At 60.4% G+C, this 23,052-nt stretch carries 28 protein-coding genes; all 28 read left to right on the top strand.

Annotated features, from left to right (window positions below; translation table 11 throughout):
• Positions 1-295 precede the first annotated feature (295 nt).
• The 28 genes from AC1DIG_RS24150 (at position 296) to AC1DIG_RS24015 (ending at position 23,042) form a co-directional block, all read left to right on the top strand.
• Entirely contained in the window at positions 296-643 is a 348-nt protein-coding gene (locus tag AC1DIG_RS24150; protein WP_477769321.1) for a phage holin family protein, read from the top strand.
• A 158-nt stretch (positions 644-801) separates the two neighbouring features.
• Positions 802-1,326, top strand: a complete 525-nt coding sequence (locus tag AC1DIG_RS24145; protein WP_477769320.1) for a hypothetical protein — start codon at positions 802-804, stop codon at positions 1,324-1,326.
• A gap of 20 nt (positions 1,327-1,346) precedes the next feature.
• Positions 1,347-1,958: a phage baseplate assembly protein V gene (locus tag AC1DIG_RS24140; RefSeq protein ID WP_477769319.1), complete on the top strand. Its 612-nt coding sequence runs from the start codon at positions 1,347-1,349 to the stop codon at positions 1,956-1,958.
• Positions 1,959-1,968: 10 nt separating this feature from the next.
• Positions 1,969-2,301 (top strand): phage baseplate protein, encoded by a 333-nt coding sequence (locus AC1DIG_RS24135; protein ID WP_216741021.1) that lies wholly within the window; start codon positions 1,969-1,971, stop codon positions 2,299-2,301.
• Positions 2,298-3,293, top strand: a complete 996-nt coding sequence (locus AC1DIG_RS24130) for a baseplate J/gp47 family protein (RefSeq protein ID WP_477769318.1) — start codon at positions 2,298-2,300, stop codon at positions 3,291-3,293. The genes AC1DIG_RS24135 and AC1DIG_RS24130 overlap by 4 nt, the downstream gene beginning before the upstream one ends.
• On the top strand, positions 3,290-3,925 hold the full coding sequence (locus AC1DIG_RS24125) for a phage tail protein I (RefSeq protein WP_477769317.1): 636 nt from the start codon (positions 3,290-3,292) through the stop codon (positions 3,923-3,925). The genes AC1DIG_RS24130 and AC1DIG_RS24125 overlap by 4 nt, the downstream gene beginning before the upstream one ends.
• Positions 3,926-5,893: a phage tail protein gene (locus AC1DIG_RS24120; RefSeq protein ID WP_477769316.1), complete on the top strand. Its 1,968-nt coding sequence runs from the start codon at positions 3,926-3,928 to the stop codon at positions 5,891-5,893.
• 9 nt (positions 5,894-5,902) lie between these two features.
• On the top strand, positions 5,903-6,322 hold the full coding sequence (locus tag AC1DIG_RS24115) for a phage tail protein (protein ID WP_477769315.1): 420 nt from the start codon (positions 5,903-5,905) through the stop codon (positions 6,320-6,322).
• A 102-nt stretch (positions 6,323-6,424) separates the two neighbouring features.
• Positions 6,425-6,631, top strand: a complete 207-nt coding sequence (locus AC1DIG_RS24110; RefSeq protein WP_477769314.1) for a hypothetical protein — start codon at positions 6,425-6,427, stop codon at positions 6,629-6,631.
• Positions 6,632-6,633: 2 nt separating this feature from the next.
• Positions 6,634-7,800: a phage tail sheath protein gene (locus tag AC1DIG_RS24105; protein WP_477769313.1), complete on the top strand. Its 1,167-nt coding sequence runs from the start codon at positions 6,634-6,636 to the stop codon at positions 7,798-7,800.
• The gene (locus tag AC1DIG_RS24100) at positions 7,800-8,306 is read left to right on the top strand and encodes a phage major tail tube protein (RefSeq protein WP_477769312.1); all 507 of its coding nucleotides are present in this window, start codon (positions 7,800-7,802) and stop codon (positions 8,304-8,306) included. The genes AC1DIG_RS24105 and AC1DIG_RS24100 overlap by 1 nt, the downstream gene beginning before the upstream one ends.
• 93 nt (positions 8,307-8,399) lie before the next feature.
• Complete coding sequence (locus tag AC1DIG_RS24095) at positions 8,400-8,987, top strand: phage tail assembly protein (protein WP_477769311.1); 588 nt, start codon at positions 8,400-8,402, stop codon at positions 8,985-8,987.
• A gap of 128 nt (positions 8,988-9,115) precedes the next feature.
• Positions 9,116-11,317 carry a phage tail tape measure protein gene (locus tag AC1DIG_RS24090; protein ID WP_477769310.1) on the top strand — a complete coding sequence of 734 codons (2,202 nt, stop codon included), beginning with the start codon at positions 9,116-9,118 and terminating at the stop codon, positions 11,315-11,317.
• On the top strand, positions 11,317-11,700 hold the full coding sequence (locus tag AC1DIG_RS24085; protein WP_477769309.1) for a phage tail protein: 384 nt from the start codon (positions 11,317-11,319) through the stop codon (positions 11,698-11,700). The genes AC1DIG_RS24090 and AC1DIG_RS24085 overlap by 1 nt, the downstream gene beginning before the upstream one ends.
• Positions 11,693-11,905 carry a tail protein X gene (locus tag AC1DIG_RS24080; protein ID WP_477769308.1) on the top strand — a complete coding sequence of 71 codons (213 nt, stop codon included), beginning with the start codon at positions 11,693-11,695 and terminating at the stop codon, positions 11,903-11,905. Before AC1DIG_RS24085 ends, AC1DIG_RS24080 begins: the two co-directional genes overlap by 8 nt.
• Before the next feature lie 9 nt (positions 11,906-11,914).
• On the top strand, positions 11,915-12,931 hold the full coding sequence (locus tag AC1DIG_RS24075; protein WP_477769307.1) for a phage late control D family protein: 1,017 nt from the start codon (positions 11,915-11,917) through the stop codon (positions 12,929-12,931).
• A gap of 205 nt (positions 12,932-13,136) precedes the next feature.
• Complete coding sequence (locus AC1DIG_RS24070; protein WP_477769306.1) at positions 13,137-13,721, top strand: phage tail terminator protein; 585 nt, start codon at positions 13,137-13,139, stop codon at positions 13,719-13,721.
• Positions 13,718-13,900, top strand: coding sequence for a DUF2635 domain-containing protein (locus AC1DIG_RS24065; RefSeq protein ID WP_477769305.1), 183 nt, complete (start codon positions 13,718-13,720; stop codon positions 13,898-13,900). Before AC1DIG_RS24070 ends, AC1DIG_RS24065 begins: the two co-directional genes overlap by 4 nt.
• Positions 13,900-15,396 carry a phage tail sheath subtilisin-like domain-containing protein gene (locus AC1DIG_RS24060; RefSeq protein ID WP_477769304.1) on the top strand — a complete coding sequence of 499 codons (1,497 nt, stop codon included), beginning with the start codon at positions 13,900-13,902 and terminating at the stop codon, positions 15,394-15,396. Before AC1DIG_RS24065 ends, AC1DIG_RS24060 begins: the two co-directional genes overlap by 1 nt.
• Before the next feature lie 66 nt (positions 15,397-15,462).
• The gene (locus AC1DIG_RS24055) at positions 15,463-15,810 is read left to right on the top strand and encodes a phage tail tube protein (protein ID WP_054595953.1); all 348 of its coding nucleotides are present in this window, start codon (positions 15,463-15,465) and stop codon (positions 15,808-15,810) included.
• Positions 15,807-16,103: a phage tail assembly protein gene (locus tag AC1DIG_RS24050; RefSeq protein ID WP_054595954.1), complete on the top strand. Its 297-nt coding sequence runs from the start codon at positions 15,807-15,809 to the stop codon at positions 16,101-16,103. The genes AC1DIG_RS24055 and AC1DIG_RS24050 overlap by 4 nt, the downstream gene beginning before the upstream one ends.
• A gap of 130 nt (positions 16,104-16,233) precedes the next feature.
• The gene (locus AC1DIG_RS24045; RefSeq protein ID WP_477769303.1) at positions 16,234-18,120 is read left to right on the top strand and encodes a phage tail tape measure protein; all 1,887 of its coding nucleotides are present in this window, start codon (positions 16,234-16,236) and stop codon (positions 18,118-18,120) included.
• Positions 18,107-19,345 carry a DNA circularization protein gene (locus AC1DIG_RS24040; RefSeq protein ID WP_477769302.1) on the top strand — a complete coding sequence of 413 codons (1,239 nt, stop codon included), beginning with the start codon at positions 18,107-18,109 and terminating at the stop codon, positions 19,343-19,345. Before AC1DIG_RS24045 ends, AC1DIG_RS24040 begins: the two co-directional genes overlap by 14 nt.
• A gap of 3 nt (positions 19,346-19,348) precedes the next feature.
• Complete coding sequence (locus tag AC1DIG_RS24035) at positions 19,349-20,392, top strand: phage baseplate assembly protein (protein ID WP_477769301.1); 1,044 nt, start codon at positions 19,349-19,351, stop codon at positions 20,390-20,392.
• 125 nt (positions 20,393-20,517) lie between these two features.
• Positions 20,518-21,027, top strand: coding sequence for a phage baseplate assembly protein V (locus AC1DIG_RS24030; RefSeq protein WP_477769300.1), 510 nt, complete (start codon positions 20,518-20,520; stop codon positions 21,025-21,027).
• Entirely contained in the window at positions 21,027-21,425 is a 399-nt protein-coding gene (locus AC1DIG_RS24025; RefSeq protein ID WP_054595959.1) for a phage GP46 family protein, read from the top strand. Before AC1DIG_RS24030 ends, AC1DIG_RS24025 begins: the two co-directional genes overlap by 1 nt.
• Complete coding sequence (locus AC1DIG_RS24020; RefSeq protein WP_477769299.1) at positions 21,415-22,455, top strand: baseplate J/gp47 family protein; 1,041 nt, start codon at positions 21,415-21,417, stop codon at positions 22,453-22,455. Before AC1DIG_RS24025 ends, AC1DIG_RS24020 begins: the two co-directional genes overlap by 11 nt.
• A complete protein-coding gene (locus AC1DIG_RS24015) occupies positions 22,443-23,042 on the top strand; it encodes a YmfQ family protein (protein ID WP_477769298.1) in 600 nt (199 codons plus the stop codon). The genes AC1DIG_RS24020 and AC1DIG_RS24015 overlap by 13 nt, the downstream gene beginning before the upstream one ends.
• The last annotated feature ends 10 nt before the right edge of the window (positions 23,043-23,052 follow it).

Genomic DNA, 23,052 nt, shown 5'->3' with positions numbered 1-23,052 from the left:
CAAAGGCAGCGATGAACCGGCCTCAACGGTTCAGAGGGTTGGCAACTGACCCGGGTGTGCAGCGTAAAGCACCGTAAGCAGTTATCCGGCGGACAGGGTCGCGGTCGGAGGAACAATTTGAATGGATCCGTACCGCGCCAGTAGCGCCGAAAGATCAGATAGCAGGACCGCATTACTGAAAAGCCCGGCAGGCGCCGGGCTTTTTGGAATGCCTACCTACCGTCAGGCACATCAAGAGACAGCGTTTGAACAACACACAAACCCATCACCTATTTATCAACGCAGGAGGCGTGACATGACAAACGAGCAGCAAGCGTTGGCGGACATGCCTATCTGGCTGGTCATCGCCCTGGCGGTGGTCGGCGGGGTGTCCGGCGAAATGTGGCGCGCCGACAAAGAGGGCGCTCGCGGCTGGCCACTGTTGCGGCGCCTGGTGCTGCGCTCCGGGGCCTGCATGGTCTGCGGCGTCTCGACCATCATGCTGCTGTATGCCGCCGGCGTGTCGATCTGGACCGCCGGTGCTTTTGGTTGCCTCACTGCGATGGCCGGCGCCGATGTCGCCATCGGCTTGTATGAGCGCTGGGCAGCCAAGCGGATTGGGATCAATGAAATGGCGCCGCGTGATTCCAGCCAGGACCGCTAATGGTACTGGCAGCAAAGAGGATCACCGCTGAACAAGTCCAACGGACTGGCTGACGGGGGGCGTAGACAACGACCCCGACCTGCAAGGATGCGGGTCATCGGCGGTAACTTCCCTTAACTCAACAATTGACACTGTGACACTCGAACAGGAACCCGCTTATGTCTCCAAGTGTTATCAACAAACCCTCGGAGCTGATTCTCGCTATCGGTGAGGCACTTCGGCCGATTTATCCAGGCCTGAAGGTTGGGGGATATCAGGATTTCGATGGGGTTGTCGATGATGCCTGGGTCCTGATCGCGATTCAGCGCGATGCCGCAGGCACCCGGGCCAACGATGGGCGTATCGCTCATGTCCTGACGATCTCGCTGCAAGGCGTGGTCGCCGGGAAGAGCGGGCATTCAGGGTTTGAGGCCTGCAATCTCGCCAGCGCACTGAAGGACATCGTCACGGATAACCGTTGGGGCGTATCGGGAGGGCAATGCGACCTGCCGATGAGCATCGAGGCAGTGCCGTCGACCTTCACCAGTGGTGAGCAGGTGTACGACGCATGGACGGTTTCGTTTTCCCAGACGCTGTATTTCGGTCCGTCGTTGCTCGATGAGCCAACGGGCACACCGAAGTTCGCGTTCACCTCGCAGGTCTCGAACATCGACGATCCGGATCAATACACAGCGCTTGCATAACAAGCACTCAGGAGTAGCCCATGTTTGACGCTCTTCTACGTATGCAGCTTGGTCCGATCATTGAGCGTTTGGCCGAAATGGAGACCGAGTTCGAAGACCTGCACCGACGTGCCGACAGCTTCTGTCGCATCGGCGTGTGTGTAGAGGTCGATGCCGCCAGCAACACCTGCAAGGTCAGCCATGGGGATCTGCTGACGCCGGCAATCAGGTTCTTCAATCCGAGTGCTGGCGAACAGAGTGAGTCGCGCATCCCGTCCGAGGGTGAGCAGTGCTTGCTGTTGAACTATGGCGGTGGCGATGGCGCTGGGCAATCGGTCGCCTTGTTCGGCCTCAACAGCAACCGGTTTCCGCCGGTGTCGACCGTCGCCACGCTGACACGTCGCCTCCACAAGGATGGCACCGAAAGCAGCTACGACGACGCAAGCCATGTCCTGAGCTGGACCAATGGACAGACGACGTTCAAAGGCTCGCGTGAGTCGGTCGAGTTGACTGTCGGACCGGCGCGGCTGGCGCTGACCCCTGAGGCCATCGAGCTGAAACTGGGCGCGGTCGGCGTGTTGCTCGACGCCTCTGGCGTTCACTTCCTCGGCCCTCTGGTGGATCACCAGGGGCGAGTCATCAGTACGGCATAAGGGACTTCCCATGATTGGAGTCGATAGAAACACCGGAGCAGCGGTCGACGACTGGCTCCAGTTTGTGCAGCGCGCAACCCGCGCACTGACCACGCCGCTGGGCACTCGTCAAAAGCGCCCGCTGTATGGATCGCTGGTCCCTGATTTGCTGGGGCAGAACGTCGGCGACGATGTGTTGATCCTTGCGCAGAGCCATGCGGCACAGGCGTTTTACAACAAGGCAAACGGTATCGATGATTTTGAGCCTGAGGTCATTGTCGCCAGTCGTCGAGGGGCGGGGCTGCTGTTGCGCTTCGCCGGCACCTGGAAAAACCGCAAACAGACATTCGAGGTCGTGACATGAGCATGCTGATACCCGGTCAAAACCAATTGGCTGAGCCGGCGATCGTCACGGTCGAGGCGTTCGAGGCGCTGCTCGCCGAGTTCAAGGCGTTTGTCGTCGACTACGTGGCCGCCCGTTCACCGGAAACTGCCGCCAAACTGCAAATCAGCCTCGATAACGAAAGCGAGCTGCTGACCCTGGCGCTCGAGGCCTTTTGTGTGCGGCTGCAAACCCACGAACGCAAATACAACGCCCGCATCAAGCAGATGCTTGCATGGTGGGCGACCGGCAGTAACCTCGACGCCCGCCTCGCGGACATGGGGCTTGAGCGCCAGTTGCTGGACCCGGGAGACCCGGCGGCATTCCCGCCAATCCCAGCCACTTATGAAAGCGACGACGATGCCCGACTGCGCTACTACCTGGCGCCGCATGCACCGGCAGCGGGTTCGCGGATGCAGTATCGCCGCGAGGTATTCACCTTGGGCGAACGGCCCGCAGTGAAGGTCGAAACCACGGCCCCGGGCGTGGTGACGGTTACCTACAGCTTTGATCCGGATGGCTACGCGGCGCAGATCAAGGACGGCAACGGGCGCCGAACAGCGCCTGGCGAGGTGAGGGTTACTGTGCTGTCGCGAGAGGCAGACGGCACGCCGTCTGCGGACCTGCTGGACGGGGTTCGCCGGCACTTTGCCCGTCCCGACGTGAGGCCCGAAACGGATCTCGTCACGGTGCAGGCCGCTGAAATCAAGCGCTACAAAATCCGGGTGGTCGCGAAGATAAATGCCGGACCGGACTCGGGGTTGACCAAGGTCGCTGCCGAGCAGCAGTTGCAGGCGTATGCCGATGCGTGCCATCGGCTGGAAGGGCGGGTCGATCCGAGCTGGATCGATTACACGATACATACCGCCGGCGCGGTACAGCTGGAGATCCTCGAACCAGTGGAGCCCATCGTGACCACCGCCTTCCAGGCTCCGTACTGCACGGGTGTCGAGGTTGAGGTGCTCACGCTATGAGTGATGAAACGCACCGCCCGAGCCTTTTGCCGGCAAACAGCTCACCACTGGAAAAGGCCCTCGATCTCGGTTTTGGCCAGTTGCTCGATCGCATCGCGCTGCCGTTCCCCGAGCTCATGGACCCGGTCAACACGCCGTTGGCGTTCCTGCCGTATCTGGCGGCTGATCGTGGGGTTGCTGAGTGGAGCTCTGAGGCACCCGAGGCTGAAAAGCGTTTAACGGTAGAACTCGCGTGGTCAACCGCGCGGCAGGCCGGTACGCGAAAGGCCCTGGAGAACGCCGCCAAGGGTTTGCAATTAGTGCCCGAGATTCGCGCCTGGTACGAGCAGACCCCGCCAGGCCAGCCCTATAGCTTTTCCGTGAGGGCCTTTACCCAGCAGCCCTACAGCGAAGAAATCGACGCGCGTCTCGATCGACGCCTGGCGGATGCAAAGAGCGAACGCGACACCTTGTCGGTGTCCGTGGGCCTGAGCGCATTTGGCAACCACGTCATCGGCGCAGCCACCGTTTGCGGTGAGCTGACCACGGTTTATCCGATCGTGATCGAGGGGCTTGAAGCCTCGGGTCAGGTCTTTATGGCCGCCGGGCTCTACAGCGTCGAAACATCCACTATTTATCCTCAGGGGTCCTAAATGGCCGACTATTACACCCTGCTCACGAATGCGGGGATCGCCTACGAAACTGCCTGCAAGGCGGCGGGCGTACCGATCAAGTTGTCACAAATTTCGGTCGGTGACGGCGGTGGCGCGGTTTACAACCCTGCCGCGACCGACACAGCACTCAAGCGCGAAGTGTGGCGCGGGCCACTGAACGCGCTGTTCCAGGACGAGAAAAACCCCAGCTGGTTGCTGGCCGAAGTCACCATCCCGCCCGAAGTCGGCGGCTGGTATGTGCGTGAAGCCGGGCTCTGGACCGATACCGGCATTCTGTACGCCATCGTCAAATACCCGGAGTCGTTCAAGCCGGTATTAGCGACGTCGGGTTCGGGGAAAGAGTTCTACATCCGCTCGATTTTCGAGACCAGTAATGCCGCGTTGGTGACGTTGTTGATCGACGATACGGTCGTCAAGGCCACTCGGGCCTGGGTGTCGAGCTATGTCGCTGACGAGCTCGCGAAGCTCGACAGAAAGCAGTCTGTGCGAGTGGCAACGACGGCCAACATTGTTTTAAGTGGTGCGCAAACGCTTGACGGAATCGCAGTCGTCGCAGGTGATCGAGTTCTTGTTAAATCTCAAGCCTCCGCGAAAGAAAACGGCATTTATGTCGCCGCGAATGATGCATGGATTCGCGCTAAGGATGCCGATGCGAGCGTCAAGGTCACCTCGGGATTGAGTGTTCCGGTAGAGGAGGGGGCGACGCTCGCCGATACGACCTGGCAATTGGTCACGGATGGAGCGATTGTGCTGGGCACTACGGCGCTGACTTTTCAGAACGTGACTCAGGGGTTTGCGCCAATCAATTCGCCGGCTTTGCTGGGAAATCCAACGACTCCAACGCCAGGCTTGTTCAGTAGTGATAAATCGATTGCGACGACTGAGTATGTTCAGCGCGCATTGGGTAGTTATGCGGGGCAAACTAACTACGCGGGCGATACTGTTTTAACCGCGGCTGATGTCGGCAAACTTTCAATATTAACCACTGCTGCGACAGTGACGCTTCCAGAGTGGGCAACTGTTCCTCCTGGTGGTCTCTTGACCATCGTTAGCGGGGGTGGTGCGCCGGTCACTGTCAAAGCCAGGAGCGGGGAAAGCCTTGGCACCCAGAGCGGTCAGAATGGTCCGTTCACAATTTCCAGTGCCACTTTTGCTGTATTCCGGCGCTTGCTACAAGCACCCGGGTGGAGCCTGGATGCTGGAGACGCTTCGCTGAAGTATTCGCCGATGATGTCTGGCGCGTATTGGACAACGCAGCCGCAGTTCAGCAATACCAAGGCGTTAGCAACGACGGAGTTCGTGCAGAAAGCGATCGGTAGCTTCTCTGACAGTGTGGCAATTGCAGGGGGCAATGTAACGCTGACTGCTGCGCACATAGGCGCTCGGATTGAAATGTACGCAGCTGGCACCCTCACGCTACCCAAAGCGAGTTTGGTGCCTAGAGGGGCCTCAATCCTGATTACGACCTCCACTGGTTCGGGGGCGGTCTACCTGGCTGTTCAGGCTGGAGATTCGATCGCACTGAACAACGTCGCAGTGGCGGCGCCATACGCGATGTCCAGTGGGTCGGACTTGTACCTGGTATCAGATGGGGTTATGTGGCGCGGCCATGCAAGTCTTGAGTGCTTGAGAACTTCCCAGCTATTTGCCGCCAACTTTGGTGCCGACGCCAATCAAGTGTTGCCAAGCGGCTGGACATTTAAAATCGGGCACGCATCAACAATTGGCGCAACAGGGACGGTGCAAGTAACGTTCCCCGTCGCATTTCCTACCGCCTGCATGTTTGTGGGGGCCATCTACGCCGGGGGCAGTTCGGCGGTCAACCCGGCGCTTTGCCAGAGCGGAGTTCCGACCCGTACGGGGTTCACGGGCTATTTAACCAATGTGGCCGGCAATAACGCTGCTGTTACTGCAGGTGGTTACAACTGGCTGGCCATCGGCTATTGAGGGGGGGATATGTACGCTAAATGGATTGAAGAAGACAGTCGGTTTGCCTTCGATGAAACTGATAACGGGGGCATTGAGATAACAGCCGAAGAGCATGCGGTGCTCTTTGAGCCGGGGCGGGGGGGCAAGATCATAGGCATAGGGACTGATGGCCGTCCTGAATTGCAAGATCCACCATTGCCCACAGCAGAAGAGTTAGCGCTCGTTGAGCGTGTATGGCGAGACAAGCAGCTTTCGCTGACTGATGGAGTTGTTACACGTCACCGTGACGAACTTGAGGAAGGTATTGAAACAACCCTGACCTCAGTGCAGTACGTGAGTTTGCAAGGGTTCCGGCGAGCCCTTCGCAACTGGCCGGAAGCAGGAGAGTTTCCGTTGATTGATCATCGTCCGCCGCCACCTCTTTGGTTGGTAGACCCGCTCCAATAAACGCCCCGCACTGACGGGGCGTTTTCTTTTCCGCTGCGCATAACGCGGCACATTCCTGACAGCCCCGCTCATGCGGGGCTTTTCGCTTCTGGAGATCCTGAAATGGCAGAACGCCAAACGTACACCGTGCTCCTCCCGTTCCCCACCGGTGGTGGCCATTGGTCGAGTGTCGGCCAACAGCTCGAACTGCTCGATGTGGAGGCCAGCGCGTTGCGCAGCGCTGGCCGTCTGGAGCTGACCAGCGTCCTCGAGGCCGAGGCCTCCCCAACCAATCCGGCCCAAACGGCCACCATCGAAAAGGTTGAATAACCATGGCTGAGGTTTTGAACTTCGAGCACAACGGCATTACCGTCAATGCCACCGAATCCCCTGAGGCCATGGGTGGCCTCGGTGACAACGTCATCGGTCTGGTCGGCACGGCGCCGAACGCCAATCCGCTGATCCCGAAAAACACCCCGTTCCGCATCAACAGCTTTACCACCCACGCGCAGCTCGATCCGACTGGTGCCGAAGCGGGCACGCTGTATCAGGCGGTTTACCAGATCCTGAAAGTGGTCAAGGTACCGGTGTATGTGGTCATCGTCGAAGAGGGCGCGACCCCGGCCGATACGCTGAACAACGTGATCGGCGGCAACGAAGCGCTGACCGGTCGCAAGCTGGGCCTGGCCGCGCTGAGCGGTGTGCCTGAAGACCTGACCATCATCGGTGCTCCAGGCTTTACCGGCACCAAAGCGGTGGCCAGCGAGTTCGCCTCGTTCGGCAAGCGCATCAAGGCCCGTGTGGTGCTTGATGGCAAGGACACTTCGGTTGCCGATCAGGTGACTTACAGCGGCGAACTGGGCGGTGCGGATCTGGGTTTCGACCGTTGCCTCGTCGTGCACAACATGCCGGCGGTGTACTCCAAAGCAGCGAAGAAAAACGTGTTTCTGGCGCCTTCCAGCCTGGCCATCGCGGCACTGGCGAAAGTCAAACAGTGGGAAAGCCCGGGCAACCAGGTGACCTACGCCGAAGACGTTTCGCGGGTTGTGGAATACAACATCCTCGACACCTCGACCGAAGGCGATCTGCTGAACCGCTACGGCATCAGCTACTACGCACGGACCGTCCTCGGCGGCTTCTCGCTGCTGGGTAACCGCTCCATCACCGGCAAGTTCATCAGCTACGTCGGTCTGGAAGATGCCATCAGCCGCAAGCTGGTCAAGGCCGGCCAGAAAGCCATGGCCAAGAACCTGACCAAGTCGTTCATGGATCAGGAGGTCAAGCGCATCAACGACTGGCTGCAAACCCTGGTCGCCGACGAAACCATCCCCGGCGGCAGCGTGTACCTGCACCCGGAATTGAACAGCGTCGAGAAGTACAAGAACGGCACCTGGTTCATCGTCATCGACTACGGCCGCTACGCGCCGAATGAACACATGGTTTATCAACTCAACGCCCGCGATGAAATCATCGAGCAGTTCCTGGAGGATGTTCTCTAATGTTTACCAACCGCGTAAGACAGGCCATCGCGGCCACCCTGCAAGGCCTGCCGTTGTCGGCGACTGTTGAAGAGTTCACCCCGCCGAAAATCGAATTCGAAATGGAAGCAATGGCCGGCGGGCGCTTTATCGCCGAGGAAATGGCCAAGAGTGGCAAAGTGCTGGGCGCTACCCTCGTACTGCAAGGCGCCGGTCCGGAAATCATGCTCGCCCTGGGCGTGAAACTGGGCGACGACATTCTGCTGAACGTACGTGAAGCCGGTCAGGATCAGGACGGTAACACCTGGTTCACCTACCACACTGTGGGCGGCAAGCTGAAATCCCTTGCGGAAACCGCGCTGAAAATGAACGACAAGCCCAAGACCACCCTTGAGCTGTCCTGCCGCACCTACAACCGTCTGGAAAACGGCATCCCGGTGATCGACATCGACGTGCGCACCCAGAAGTTCGTGCTCAATGGCGTCGACATTCTCGGCGATGCCCGCCGCGCCGTGCTGCTGCCTTAAGCGACTGCAACACCTTCCTGTATCGCCGTCTTCACCTGCTGGTTTTCCAGCTTGCTGCGGGCGGCTTTTTTGTATGAGCAAGGAATTCATTTCATGTCCTGGATGCCGCCTAAACATGTCCTGTTGTCGCCGATTACCGGTGACGATGAGTCGCAGATCGAGCAGATCCAACTCAAGCCGCTGTACTACGCCGCACAGAAAGAGGCGCTGGCCCGCGCCGGCGAGGATGAGGACGATCAGTTCTTCGAACTGGCCAAATTGGCCACCGGCCTGTCAGTCAAGGAACTGGATCAGCTCAAACGCCCGGACTACGTAAGCATTGCGCAGTACGTGCACGAAATGTCGACCCGCCCGACGTCATACTTTCTACAGCAGGCTACCGAGGCTGACGCAGCGTCGGACGACGATCCCGATCAGGTGCAACTGCTGCAACCGCTCACTGTGGCGGGCCGCAGCATGACTTCGCTGACCCTGGAAATGCCGGTGCTGCGCGCGACCAAGGCGATGAAAAAACTGAAGACGGCCAAGGAACGTGCCGAGTTCATCACCGCCCATTGCACCGGGCTGATGCTTCCCGATCTGGACCTGCTGACCGTGCCCGACTGGACCCAGTTGCAGGTGCGCATCGACGATTTTTTAAACAAACCGGCGGACTTCTTTCGGAACGCGACATCGAAGTAATCCTCGATGTGGTGCCGCTCATTTACCCGGTAAGTGAGGCGGAAATTCTGGAGTGGGACGCCGGCAAGGCATTGCGCCGCTACGACATCGCGATCACTCGCCTTGGCGTGAAACAGGAGTAGAGCGGGATGGCGGACGATAGATATTCGCTCAAATACGCGGCCCTCGACGACAGTGGGTTGGCGTTCGGTAATACCAGCCTGACTACGGCAGTCACGAGTGTTGTGTCAGCACAAGGTACGGGCACGTCCGCCAGGGATCAGATGTCTGGCCTCGGTCTGGCGCTGGAAAACGTCGGGCTCAAGCTCGGTCTGCTGACGACGGCTATCGAGTCGTTGACCTTGAAGCTTTCGTCGCAACGATTGTTGTCCCAAACGATGGGAGCCGGTGCCAAGAGTGAGCCGGCCAGCGAGCAAAAGAGTGCGGGAAAATCGGGTAGCAGTATCGAACCGCCGGATTTGCTCAAACCCGCAATAGCGATGGATTCGGCCATGGCCGATCTGAAGCAGGCAACCCAATTTACCCCGCGTCAGAGCGAAGAGATGGCGCAGTCAGCCCAGCACATCGCCAGCGCTCCGCTGGTGGCGGCCGGGGGGACCAAGGCGGTTGATTTGGTGAAGATTGAAAGTCTGGTTGCCAGGGCAGGAATCGTTAGCGATCTGCCCAATGCTTCGGACCGACAGTTAGCGCTGCAGCGCTTCGCCAGTGACGCTGGCGTCGCCGCATCGGCGTTCAAAATGCCGGCCATGGATGTCGCGGAGATGATGGTCGGCTGGCGCACCTCCATGAAGCTCAACGGTGCTGAAACCTTTGACTTGGCGGATGCAACCAACCATCTGGGCAAGATACCCAATGGTGCGAAAGCAGCTGACATCGGTGCCGTCTTGCAGCGTGACGGTGCAGCGGCTACGGCGGCAGGCCTTTCCCCTGCGCTAGCCGCAGCGTTGACGGCAGCATTGCTCAATACCGGTACGCAAAAATCTGATGCCGGCGTAGCGCTAAAAAGCATCACCACGGTCATGGGCAAGGGTGATCAGGCCTCGGTAACCGAGCAAGCGGCCTGGAAGCAGCTGGGTCTGGAGCCGAAAGCGGTGGCGAGCGGCTTGCGTGACAAGGACGCCGCGCCTGGCACGGTGATGTCGGTGCTTGCGGCCTTGAACGCGCAACCTGCCGAGAATCGCGCGACGCTTGCCTCCACGCTATTTGGCGATGGTGATAAGGCAGCGCTGAACATGGCGCAAAACCTTACCGATGTGAATGGAGCCTTCTGGCAGGTAAAAGACAAAGCCCAGTACGCCACATCGGAGTTGGGTGACAAGGGCTCGGTGCGGCAAGACGCACTTGCACTGTCGAAAACCCGACAAGGCCAGTGGAACGTCTTGAGTGCAAGCAATGATCGTCTGTCGGTGGCCACGGGTAATGCTCTGGCGCCCGTGACGGATAGTTCGCTCCACTCGCTTGGTTCGCTGGTGGACGGCTTGAGTGAATTGGCTGAAGCATCTCCGAAAACCACCGCCGCAATTGTGCTGGTTGCAGCGGCGATCAAACCGCTGGTGGGGGCGCTGTTCAAAGCCATAACGGATGAGCTGACCAATCGGATGGCCAAGCGAGTCTTGGGTGGGGTGGCCGCACGGCTCCCTGATCGATTGGGTGAGGCGATTTCCGACGATTTCAGAAACAAAGGTCGGACGGACAAGCCGAATGCCAGCGAGACAAACAGGAGTCCAGAACCCAGAAATGGTCCGGCTGTGCGTGTGAGTCCGCGAGGCTCGCGTGCGAGCACTCCTCGCTGGGGCGGCGTGACGGCCTCGATGCGTTCGATAACCCGCAAACTGCCCGGACCACTGAAAGGAGTCGCTGCCGTCGCTGATGTGGCTGAGGGCGCACTGGCCGGCAACACCCGGATGGTGGGAGCAGGCCTGGGGGCTGCAGGTGGTGGCTGGGCGGGAGCTTCGGCCGGTGCGGCCGCGGGTGCCGCTTTGGGCAGTGTCGTTCCGCTGCTGGGTACAGCCATCGGTGGAGTTCTTGGCGGGCTGGTAGGCGGCTGGATGGGCAGTGAGTCAGGTGCCTGGTTGGGTGAAAAACTCGCAGCGCCCGCCGACAAACTTGCCGCTCCAGACCAGGTCAGCAAAGACCTGACCAACACCCAGACAACCAGTCAGCAAAACGCACTGACCGCGAACATTTATATCAATGGTCAGGATCAAGCCAGCGCCACTCAACTGGCAAACCTGGTGGTGCAGCATATTTCCGGGCAGTTCGGACTGATGACAACGACCAATCAACTCGCCGTGCGACGTGACACGGCCCTGACCGACGGGGTGGCTTGATGCGCCAGCAAATGGTGTTGGGCAGTTTCATTTTCGGCCTGTCCAGAAACTTCGCTTACCACAGCCTGGTGCGCACCTCGGACGGCGGCTGGAAGAGTATCGACATCCTCACCAGCAAACCCAAATCCAGTCAGATCGGCCAAGGCCTGCAAAGTCTGACGATAACAGGCAAGTCGATGTACGCGACGGCCATGGAGCGGCTCGATGAGCTGCGTGCATTGCAGGCGCTGCGCGTCCCTGTGCCGTTGGTTGACGGCATCGGCCGCAACTGGGGCCTGTGGCAGATCAGCAAGGTCTCGGAGACCCAGAGTGACGTCATTGATGACGGCACCGCGATGGTGGTTGGCTGGGTGATCGAATTGACGGAGTTCGCCAATGCGTAGGGTTCGAAGTATTGCCGGTGATTCGGTGAATCTGTTGCTCTACCGCGAGCTCAATCGTTGCGACGATGCGGCCGAAGAGGCGCTGTGGCGCCTCAATCCGATGCTGGCCGAACAGGGCCCGGTATTACCTGCGGGTATCTGGGTGGTTCTGCCGGAGCTTGACTCAAAACCCGTTGCGATCGCAGCGGTTTCGGCCTGGGATTAAGGAGGATCTATGGCTCTTGGTTTCACGCCAGCGGTGGAAATTTACGGCGCGAACGCTGCGTTGCTCAACGAACGGTTGATCTCCTGGCAGCACGTTGATGCGGCAGGAATAGAGTCCGATCAACTGACGCTTACGATCAATCTTGAAGGTCTTGAAGGGTTGCCCAGCCTCGGTGGGAAAATCGGCCTGCTGGTCGGTTATCTGGAGTCGGGGCTGGTGGATAAAGGCGAGTTCGTCATTTCCCGGCTCACGCCGACCCTGTTTCCATTGCGTCTGACGCTGGTGGCCACTGCGGCGCCGTTCAGTGCGGGGGATCAGACCGGGTTCAAGCAGCGCCGATCGGTCAGTCATGGTCCGACGACCTTGGGGGCGCTGTTTCGTGAGTTGACGTCCAGGCACGGTTTTTCCCCTCGCGTGGCCCCGGACCTGTCGCTGATAAAAATCGAGCACATCGATCAGTCCAACGAAACCGATATGGGGTTTCTGACTCGACTGGCCTACCTTCACGACGCTGTCGCCAAGCCGGTCAACGAGCTGTATGTGCTGGCACGACGGGGTCAGGCGAAATCGTTATCGGGCAAGGTTTTGCCAGACGTAAAGCTGTCGGTAACGACCAACAATCGTCCAGGCGATCAGGCTTTTATTTCTGCCACTCTGGATGAAACCGTCCGGGCGAAGTACCAGGGTTGCAAGACCAGCTGGTGGGATGCGGCGGCCGGCAGAGTACGTGTGGTCGAGAGTGGCATCGCGCCGTTCAAGACGATGCGCCAGCGCTACCAAAGCGCAAGCGATGCACAGGCGGCCGGCGAAGGCGAGGTCCGTCGGATGATGCGCGAAGCACTCAAGGTGAAGATCGGCTGCCCTGGTAATCCGGGATTGTCCGCCGAAGGGCTGGTGCTGCTGGATAGCACTTGGCCCGATTTCATGCGCGGTCGCTGGTCTATCGATAAGGTCACCGCCAGCGGAGATCGCGAGAAGAGTTATCGCTGCATGATCGAGGCGACCTGCCTGGACGCCAAGGCATAACACAAGTCCCGTGTGGGAGCGAGCTTGCTCGCGAAAGCGATTTCATACTCAACGTTGATGTTGTTGGTTACTCCGCTATCGCGAGCAAGCTCGCTCCCACAGGTAACTCAATTTGACTGGCCGGTATTGAGGTATGCCCGAATCTGATCGGGTGGTTGCCGCCTGGGCCTCAATCACACCTTTCACTCAATTCTGGAGCGCCTCCATGAAGATCTCTCCGATCCTCACGCAGTTGCGTGAGCAATGCCCAACCCTGGCCAATCGCGTGGCCGCCGGCATCGACCTCGCCACGCTGCAAACCGACGCACCGCTGCAAACCCCTTGCGCCTACGTCGTGCCGCTTGCCGATCTGGCGAGCAAAAGCGTGGCGCAAAACCTGATGCTGCAACCGATCCGCGACCGTTTCGAAGTGACCCTGGTGCTCGACACCACGGACGCTACAAAAGCGCTGGATCTGTTGCACGACCTGCGCGCCGAACTCTGGCGGGCACTGGTGGGTTTCAAGCCCGGTAATGGTTACGACGCCATCGGCTACGACGGTGGCGAACTGGTTTCCATCAACAGCAGTCGTGTGCTCTATCGCCTGCGCTTTTTTACCGAGTTTCAGCTCGGCCGCAATCTGCCAGGTCAGCCTGCGGAGAGCTGGCACGAGCGTGAACTGGACGGCTTGTCGTCCTTTACCGGGGTGACCGTGCGGGTCGATGCGATCGACCCGGCGGACCCCAACCTGAAACGTCCGGGGCCTGACGGGCGCCTGGAACTGACTTTCTCTGGAGACGTAAAGCAATGAGCAAACGCATCACTGTGCTGCCGGCCGAAGGCCGTGCCGTGCCCGACCCGGAAGCGGGCGATCTGTTGCCTCTCGAAGGCCGTGAAGTGCTGGACAACGCCTGGTGGCGTCGACGTCTGGCCGATGGCGATATTACTACCAACGCCGTGGAAGCGGCAAAACCACAGGGAGCCAAATAATGGCGATCGGATTCAGCAACATTCCTGCGGACATTCGTGTTCCGCTGTTCTACGCCGAGATGGACAATTCGGCAGCCAATAGCGCGTCGTCGGCCATGCGCCGGTTGATCGTCGCTCAGGTCAATGACAACGTTGCCAGCGCCGAAGTCGGCAAACTGGTGCTGGTGTCCAGCGTGGCGCTGGCCAAAAGCATCGGCGGCCAAGGCTCGATGCTGGCCTCGATGTACGAGACCTGGCGCAAGACCGACCCGGTTGGCGAAATCTGGTGCCTGCCGGTGCACAACACCGTAGGTAGCATTGCCAAAGGCGTGCTGACCCTGACCGGAACCGCCACCGAAAGCGGTGTGCTCAACCTGTACGTCGGTGGCGTGCGTGTTCAATCGGCTGTCGTTAATGCGGCAACCGCGGCTCAGGCCGCAACTGCACTGGCCTTGAAAATCAACGCCAGCGCCGATCTGCCGGTTACCGCCGCTGCGGTCGAAGGCGTGATTACCCTGACCGCGAAATGGACCGGCGACAGCGCCAACGACATCAGCCTGCAGTTCAATCGCCTGGGCAAGAGCAATGGCGAAGATACCCCGGCTGGCCTGACCACCGCCATCACCCCAATGGCCGGTGGCGCTGGCGTGCCGGATCAGGTGGCGGCAGTCGCTGCGCTCGGCGATGAACCGTTCGAATTCATCTGCATGCCGTGGACTGACACTGCGACCCTCAATACCTGGCAAGCCGTCATGGATGACAGCGTCGGTCGTTGGTCGTGGGCCAAGCAATTGTTCGGTCACGTCTACACCGCCAAACGCGGCACCGTTGGCACCCTGGTCGCCGCCGGTCAAACCCGTAACGATCAGCACATGACCATTCAGGCGCTGGAGCTGGGTGTCCCTCAACCGTTCTGGGTTCAGGCCGCCGCACTGGCTGCGCGCACTTCGGTGTTCATCTCTGCCGACGCCAGCCGTCCGACTCAAAGCGGCAGCCTGCCGGGTGTCGAACCGGCTCCGGCCAGTGAGCGTTTCACCCTGACCGAGCGCCAGTCGCTGCTCAACTACGGCATCGCTACCGCGTACTACGAAGGCGGCTACGTGCGCATTCAGCGGGCGATCACCACCTATCAGAAAAACGCTTATGGCCAGGCAGACAACTCCTACCTGGACAGCGAAACCATGCACCAGTCGGCGTTCATCGTGCGTCGCCTGCAAAGCGTGATCACCAGCAAGTATGGCCGCCACAAACTGGCCGCCGACGGCACCCGTTTCGGCGCCGGCCAACCGATCGTGACCCCGAGCACCATTCGCGGTGAACTGATCGCCCAGTACGCCAAGCTCGAACTGGAAGGCCACGTCGAGAACGCCGAGCTGTTCGCCGAGCACCTGATCGTCGAGCGCGACAGCCAGGACCCGAGCCGCGTCAACGTGCTGTTCCCGCCGGATTACATCAACGGCCTGCGCGTGTTCGCACTGCTCAACCAATTCCGTTTGCAGTACGACAACGCGGCCTGAGTGCCGCGTTTCACTGTGTGATTTGTGCCCACCTCGCGTGGGCTTTTTATTGAAGGGAGAAACACCATGGGTCAACTGATTGCGGGCACCTGCTACGTCAAAGTGGACGGCGCTCAACTGACCATCAACGGTGGCTGCGAAGCGCCGCTGATGTCCACCAAACGCGAAACACTGGTGCCGGGTTTCTACAAGGAAACCGACATCACCCCATCGTTCAAGGTCACGGCGCTGCACACCCCGGACTTCCCGCTCAAGCAGCTGATCGCCGGCACCGACATGACCGTCACCTGCGAATTCAGCAACGGCAAAGTCTTCGTGCTGGCCGGTGCCTACCTGGTCGATGCGCCGATTTCCAAGGGCGATGACGCGTCTATCGCGTTGGTCTTCGAAGGTGTGAAGGGGACCTGGCAATGACTCAAGCCGTGAAGCTGCAAGTGGCCATCGAGGCCCACGGCGAGCCGCTGACCGAACTGACCCTGCGCCGTCCGACGGTGCAGGAGGTGCGGGCGATCAAGGCGCTGCCGTACAAGATCGACAAGAGCGAAGAAGTCAGCCTGGACATGGATGTCGCGGCCAAATACATCGCAGTCTGCGCCGGCATCCCGCCGTCGTCGGTCAACCAGTTGGATCTGGCTGACCTCAATGCGCTGAGCTGGGCTGTCGCGAGTTTTTTCATGAGTGCGGCATCGGCGCCATCACCGACCTGATCGCTGTCGCCTATGACCTGGCCTGGTTCTGGAAGGTTGACCCCGAACAGATGATGGCCAGGCCACTGGACGTGCTCCGCGAATCACTGGAGCACGCGCAACGGATCAATGCGATGCAGCAGGTGCAGTGATGGCAGAGACAGAAAAGATTGAGAAAAAAGCGGTCTTGCTGACAGGCATCGATGAACTATCACCCAAGCTCAAGGACCTTCGGGCGAAAGTCGATGGCTTCAAAAACAACCTTGAGCAGGCCGGCATGGGCAAGCTGGATATCAGCGGCTTGTTCAAGGGCGGCAGCGTGGTCACGCCCTTCGTCGAAGGTATCAAGTCGGCCGCAGCGTTTCAGGGCAAATTGGCTGAGGTCGGTGAGACGGCAAAAAGCGTCGATATGCCGAGCGTGCCCAAAAGTGCTGCACAAAACCTGAACGTTTTCAGCGCTTCGATGGACAAGGTCTCGGTCGCGGTTGATGCGGCGTTGTTGCCCGCGGTCAGCGCGGTGGTGGTCGGTCTTGAACCGTTGCTCAATGGCGTCGGGACGTTGCTCAACGACAACCCGGAACTGGTCCAGGGAATTGCCGCGGGCGCTATTGCATTCTCGGCGATTCAAACCGCGGTCACCGCTACCACGCAGGCGCTTGACCTGATGAGTACGGTGCTCAAGACCAGCCCGTTGATGCTGGTTGCCATGGGCATTGCATTGGTGGCCGGGGTGATCGTTGCGAACTGGAAGCCGATCTCGGCGTTTTTCGCCGGGCTCTGGCAAGAGATTGCACCGGTTGTCATGCCGATGGTCGAGTTTTTCAAGACGATGTTCGCCTTCACCCCACTGGGGATGATCATCAACAACTGGGGGCCGATCAGTCAGGTGTTCGCCGCGCTCTGGGACGTGATCAAAGCGGCGGCTTCACTGCTGTTCGACGCGTTCAAGGTGATCTTCAGCTGGACACCATTGGGGATGATCATCGCCAACTGGCGTCCGATCAGCAGCTTCTTCAGTTCGCTTTGGCAAGGGGTCAAAGCCGTTGCTGTGCCGGTGATCGACTTCTTCAAGACGCTGTTTTCCTGGACTCCGTTGGGGATGATCGTTAGCAACTGGCAACCGCTGGTTGGATTGTTTTCAGCGATCTGGGATTTGCTTCGGGCTTTGGCTGTGCCAGTGATGGGCTTTTTCAAGAAGCTTTTCGACTGGTCGCCGCTGGGCATGGTGCTCAACAACTGGAAGCCACTGGTTGGTTTTTTCTCGGCGACCTGGGATGTGTTGCGGGCACTGGCAGCACCGGTGGCCGATTTCTTTAAAGGCCTGTTCGACTGGTCGCCGATGGCACTGGTCAGCGCAGCCTGGGACCCGTTGAGCAATTACTTCTCGGGGTTGTGGCAAACCCTGGAGGTGATGGCTCAACCGGTGGTGGACTTCTTCAAAGGCCTGTTCGATTGGTCGCCGATGGTGCAGGTCAGTGCGGCGTGGGAGCCACTGAGTGAATTCTTCTCTGGCTTGTGGGATTCGCTGAGCAGTGTCACGGCCCCGGTCGGGGAACTGTTCAAAACGCTGTTCGACTGGTCACCGATGGCGATGATTACCGAGCACTGGACGCCGATCATCGCGTGGTTCAGTGGGCTGTGGGAAAAGCTCAAGGCAATTATCGAACCGATCAATGACCTGTTCGGCGGCAGTGTCAGTGGCTTCATCGCGAAGATCACCGGCAAGGTCGAAGGCTTGACCGAGGCGCAACGGAAAACCAACGCCGAGGGCAAAGGTGAACTGGCGCCAGCGTTTTTCGGTGCCAGTAACGATCAATCGTCGCTGTCGAGTGATTTGCCGAAAGGCTCCAACGCCCTGGTGCAACAAAGCGCCGCCAACAACCGTGCGCAACTGGAGGGCGGCCTGACGGTGCGCTTTGAAAATGCACCGGCCGGCATGCGTACCGATCAACCACAGACTAATCAACCTGGCCTGGCCGTGACGTCGCAGATTGGCTATCGCTCACTGTCTCTAGGAGGTTCCAATGAGTTGGCGTGACCGTTTGTTACCGGCGTCGTTTCGCGGCGTCGGATTCTGGGTCGATCAGGCGAAAACCCCGGTTGGTCAGAAAGGTCAGTTGCATGAGTATCCCCAGCGTGACCAGCCGTTCTTCGAGGGCCTTGGCCAACAGGCGAAGATCCACGACCTGACGGCTTTTATCGTCGGGCCGGATTGCCTGGAGCAGCGTGACAAACTGCTCAAGGCGCTGGAGGAGGGCGCGGGTGAACTGGTTCACCCGTGGCTGGGGCGGATGCAGGTCAAGGTCGGCGAATGCGAAATGACCCAGACCCGTCAGGACGGCGGGCTAGTGACGTTCGCCCTGAAGTTCTACCCCGACCAGCCGCTGCAGTTCCCCACCGCTCAGGTCAACACTCGCGAGCAATTGCTGGTGTCGGCCGACAGCTTGTTGGGGTCGATGGTGCGGCGTTTCGAAGACGCCATGAGCCTCATCAAGGCAGCGCGGATCGGCATCAAGGAACTGCGCGACAGCCTCAAAGACGTCTACGAGGTCATCGAGCACGAGTTCAAGCAGGTGATCGAGACCTATAAGGAACTCAGTTTGCTGGTCAAGGCGATCAAGGAACTGCCTCGTGAAGTGAGTGCGGAGTTCAAGGGGTTGCTGGGCGACATCAAGGAGCTCGGGGACTTCGCTCGTGAGGGTTACCGTGGCGTGCTCGCCAGCGCTTCGCAGCAGGTTGAAGCGGTGAAAAAGATCGACGCTCCCAAGCTCACCACTGGCAAGGACACGGTGGCGGCGGCTCAGGCCATGGCCAATCTGGTGCAGGACGCGTTGTTGGTGAAGCTCGGTTATCAGGTGGCGCGGATGCCGGTGGCGACACCGGTGGTCAAATTGAACTCCACGCCGTCCCTCGCGCAGCAAGCGGTGCAGCCGGTGCAGCGGGTGGACGTGCCGGTGGCCGATGATGTGCTGACCTTGCGTGATGCGCTCAATGAAGCAATCTGGCAAGCCGCCCTCAAGGCGGACGCCGTGCATTATCAAGCGCTCAATGCAATGCGCCAGCAACTGTTCGGGCATCTGACGGCGGTGGCATCCTCCGGTGTGCGGCTGATCACGTTGTCGCCCAATCAGAGCATGCCGGCACTGGTGCTTACCTACAAATACCTGGGGGATGCCACTCGGGTGAGTGAAGTGACGCAACGCAACGGGGTGATTCACTTTGGATTCCTGCCCCCGGGCGGCCTGCAAATCGCCCGGGAGTAGACCATGACCGACCTTGCAAACGCCGTCAGCCTGACCGTTAACGGCCTGGATTATGGCGGCTGGAAAAGCGTGGAAATCAGTGCGGACCTGGAGCGTCAGTTCCGCACCTTCACACTCAACATCACCTGGCAATGGCCGGGGCAAACCCTGGCGGTGCCGATCAAACCCGGTTCGCGTTGCCAAGTGCGGATCGGTTGCGATCTGGTGCTCACGGGGCATGTCTACAAGGCGCCGGTCAGTTACGACGGCAAGCAGATCAGCCTGAGTATCGAGGGCAGTTCGCTGACCCGGGACCTGGTGGATTGTGCGGCGATCAACCGCCCGAGCCAATGGCAGGAACAAAGCGTGCTGAGCATCGTCCAGGCCCTGGCGTCGCCTTATGGCGTGGGGGTGGTCAGTGAGATTGCACAAACCGCCAAGTTGAATAAACACAGCATCGTCCCGGGAGAAACGGTGTTTCAGTCCATCGACCGCTTGCTGACCCTGTACCGGGTGTTCTCCACCGACGATGCCGAAGGCCGTGTGCTGTTGGCGAAACCCGGCAGCGGCGGGCGGGCCAGTGATGTGCTGGAACTGGGCAAGAACATTCTCTCGGCCAACGCGCCGATGGATTTCAGCCAGGTCTTTTCTGAGTACCGGGTGATCGGCCAGCACAAGGGCAGCGACAGCAAAAGCGGTAGCGCGGTGAGCGAGGTGTCGGGTGTGGCGACTGATGCTACGGCCCAACGCAAACGGGTCACGGTGATCAGCGAAAGCGCTCAACTGACGACAGAACTGGCGCAGCAACGCGCCGACTGGGAAAGCGCCACCCGCACCGGCAAGGCCCTGACGACGACCTATCGCGTGCAAGGCTGGCGGCAATCCAACGGCGATTTGTGGCGGCACAACACGCTGGTTCGGGTGATCGACAAGGTGCTGGGTTTTGATCAGGACATGCTGATCTCGAAGGTCACTTACTCGCTCTCTGAGCAGGGCTCCATTACCACCCTGCAAGTGGCGCCGCCACATACCTTTGACGCCAACCCGGTGCCACCCAAGAAGTCTTGAGGTTGACGCTGAACCTGTGGGAGCGGGCTTGCTCGCGAAAGCGTCTTGCCTGACACACCGCGTCGTCCCATTCGCAGGCAAGCCAGCTCCCACAAAAAGCGCGCTCGCCATTCAAGGAAAACCCAATGAGCCTACTGACACGCCTCTTGGCGCGCGGCACTGTCGTGCTCGCCAATTCGGCTACCAAGCTGCAATCGCTGCAAATGCGCCTGACTGCCGGCGAAGTGAACGACGACATGGAGCACTTCGAACCTTACGGTTTCACCAGCAACCCGCTGGCCGGTGCCGAAGGTATCGCGACCTTTCTCGGCGGGGATCGCTCTCACTCCGTGGTGCTGGTGGTCGCCGATCGCCGCTATCGCCTCAAGGCGCTGGCGCCCGGTGAAGTGGCGATCTACACCGACGAAGGGGACAAGGTCCACTTCAAGCGCGGACGGATCATCGACATCGAAACCACCACGCTGAACATCCGCGCCAGCAGCGCTGTGAACATCGACACGCCGACCCTGACCCAGACCGGCAAGATCGTCTCTCAGGGCGACCAGGTCGCTGGCGGTATCAGCCAGATCAAACACGTGCATCCGGGCGTCCAGCCGGGCAACGGCCAGACCGCTGCACCCGCAGGAGGCCAGTGATGTTTATCAGTCATGACCTCAAAACCGCACTGACCCGCTCGGTGCTGATCAGCCTCTTCACCTGGCGCCGCGCAGCTGACGATGACTTCCTCGATGACGACGAACGCTTCGGCTGGTGGGGCGACAGTTTTCCCACGGTGGCCGACGATCGAATCGGCTCGCGACTGTGGTTGTTGCGCCGGGTCAAGCTCACCCGGCAGACCCAGCTTGACGCCGAATTTTATGCCCGCGAAGCCCTGCAATGGTTGATCGACGACGGCCATTGCAGCGCCATCGAGATTCTCAGCGAACGCCTCGACGACCAGCGCTTGAACCTGCGCACGGTCCTGACCCTGGCCGACGGTGAGCGTCTGGACATCAACCCTGAACACAGTTGGCAGGTGACCTATGCCGTTTGAAACGCCTTCGCTGCCGGTGCTGATCAAGCGCACCCAAAGCGACCTGGCCAGCGATTCGCTGCGCCAGTCCGATGCGCAAGTTCTGGCCCGAACCCTCGGCGGTGCAGCCTTTGGCCTGTATGGCTATCTGGACTGGATCGCCGAGCAGATTCTGCCGGACAAGGCCGATGAACCGACCCTGGAACGCATCGCCGCGCTACGCCTCAACCAGCCGCGTAAAGCGGCGCAATCCGCCCGCGGCAGCGTCAGCTTCAGCGCCACGGCGGGCGCGGTGCTGGACGTCGACACCCTGCTGCAATCGAGCGACGGTCGCACCTACAAAGTGACCGCTGCGAGCACCACCGGCAATGGCCTCAACAGCACCACCGTCGCCGCGCTGGACGCCGGATCGCTCGGCAATGCCGATGCGGGCATGACGCTGATCCCGGTGCAACCGATCCAGGGCATCGGCGGAGTCTTCACCGTGCTGGCGCCGGGCCTGACCGGCGGCATTGCCCGCGAAAGCCTCGAATCGCTGCGCTCGCGGGTGATCCGCTCGTACCGCATCATCCCTCACGGCGGCTCGGCGCAAGACTATGAAACCTGGGCGCTGGAGTGCCCGGGAATCACCCGCGCCTGGTGTCGTGGCAGCTATCTGGGGCCAGGCACTGTCGGTTTGTTCGTCATGCGTGACGACGACCCGCAACCGGTGCCGGACGCGACTCAACTGGCGTTGGTGCAGGCGTACATCGAGCCTTTGCGCCCGGTCACCGCCGAGCTGCATGTGCTGGCGCCGGTGCAGTTGCCGGTGACCTACCGTCTGCGCCTGACCCCCGACACCAGCGCCGTGCGCGCTGCCGTCGAAGCGCAGTTGCGCGACTTGCACAACCGTGAGGCCGGGCTCGGGGAAACCTTGCTGTTGACCCATATTGCCGAAGCCATCAGCAGCGCCACCGGCGAGAGCGATCACAAACTGGTCGAACCGGCCGCCGACGTTGCTGCCGCGAGCAATCAGCTGCTGACGTTCGGAGGTTGCGTATGGCTGGAATAAGAACGGCCGAGCAATACCAGGCCCAACTGCGCAGCCTGCTGCCCAGCGGCCCGGCCTGGGACCCGGAGCGGGTGCCGGAACTGGAGCAAGTGCTGGAAGGTGTCTCCCAGGAACTGGCTCGCCTCGACGCCCGCGCCGCCGACCTGCTCAACGAAATGGACCCGGCCGGCGTCAGCGAACTGGTGCCGGATTGGGAGCGGGTGATGAACCTGCCCGATCCGTGCCTGGGCCTGACCCCGCTGTTCGACGACCGCCGCCTCGCTGTACGTCGGCGGCTGCTCGCGGTCGGCAGCCAGGCGATCAGCTATTTCGTCGAAATCGCCCGCACCCAGGGCTACCCGAACGCCACCATCACCGAACTCGAAGCCCCGCGTATGGGCCGCTCGCGTTTCGGCGCGGCGCACTTCGGCACCTGGCAGGCGCAGTTCATGTGGACCCTCAACACCGGCGGCCGCTTGCTGCTGGGTCGGCGCTTCGGTGCCAGTTACTGGGGCGAACGCTTTGGCATGAACCCGGGCTCGGCGCTGGAGTGCCTGATACATCGCAGCGCACCGGCGCATACGTTGGTGCACATCAATTATGACTAGGGGATAGGAA

It is taken from the genome of Pseudomonas sp. 05N431 (assembly GCF_056397005.1).
The sequence above is the reverse complement of the archived record's forward strand: the minus strand, read 5'-3'. Positions and strand labels throughout refer to the sequence as shown.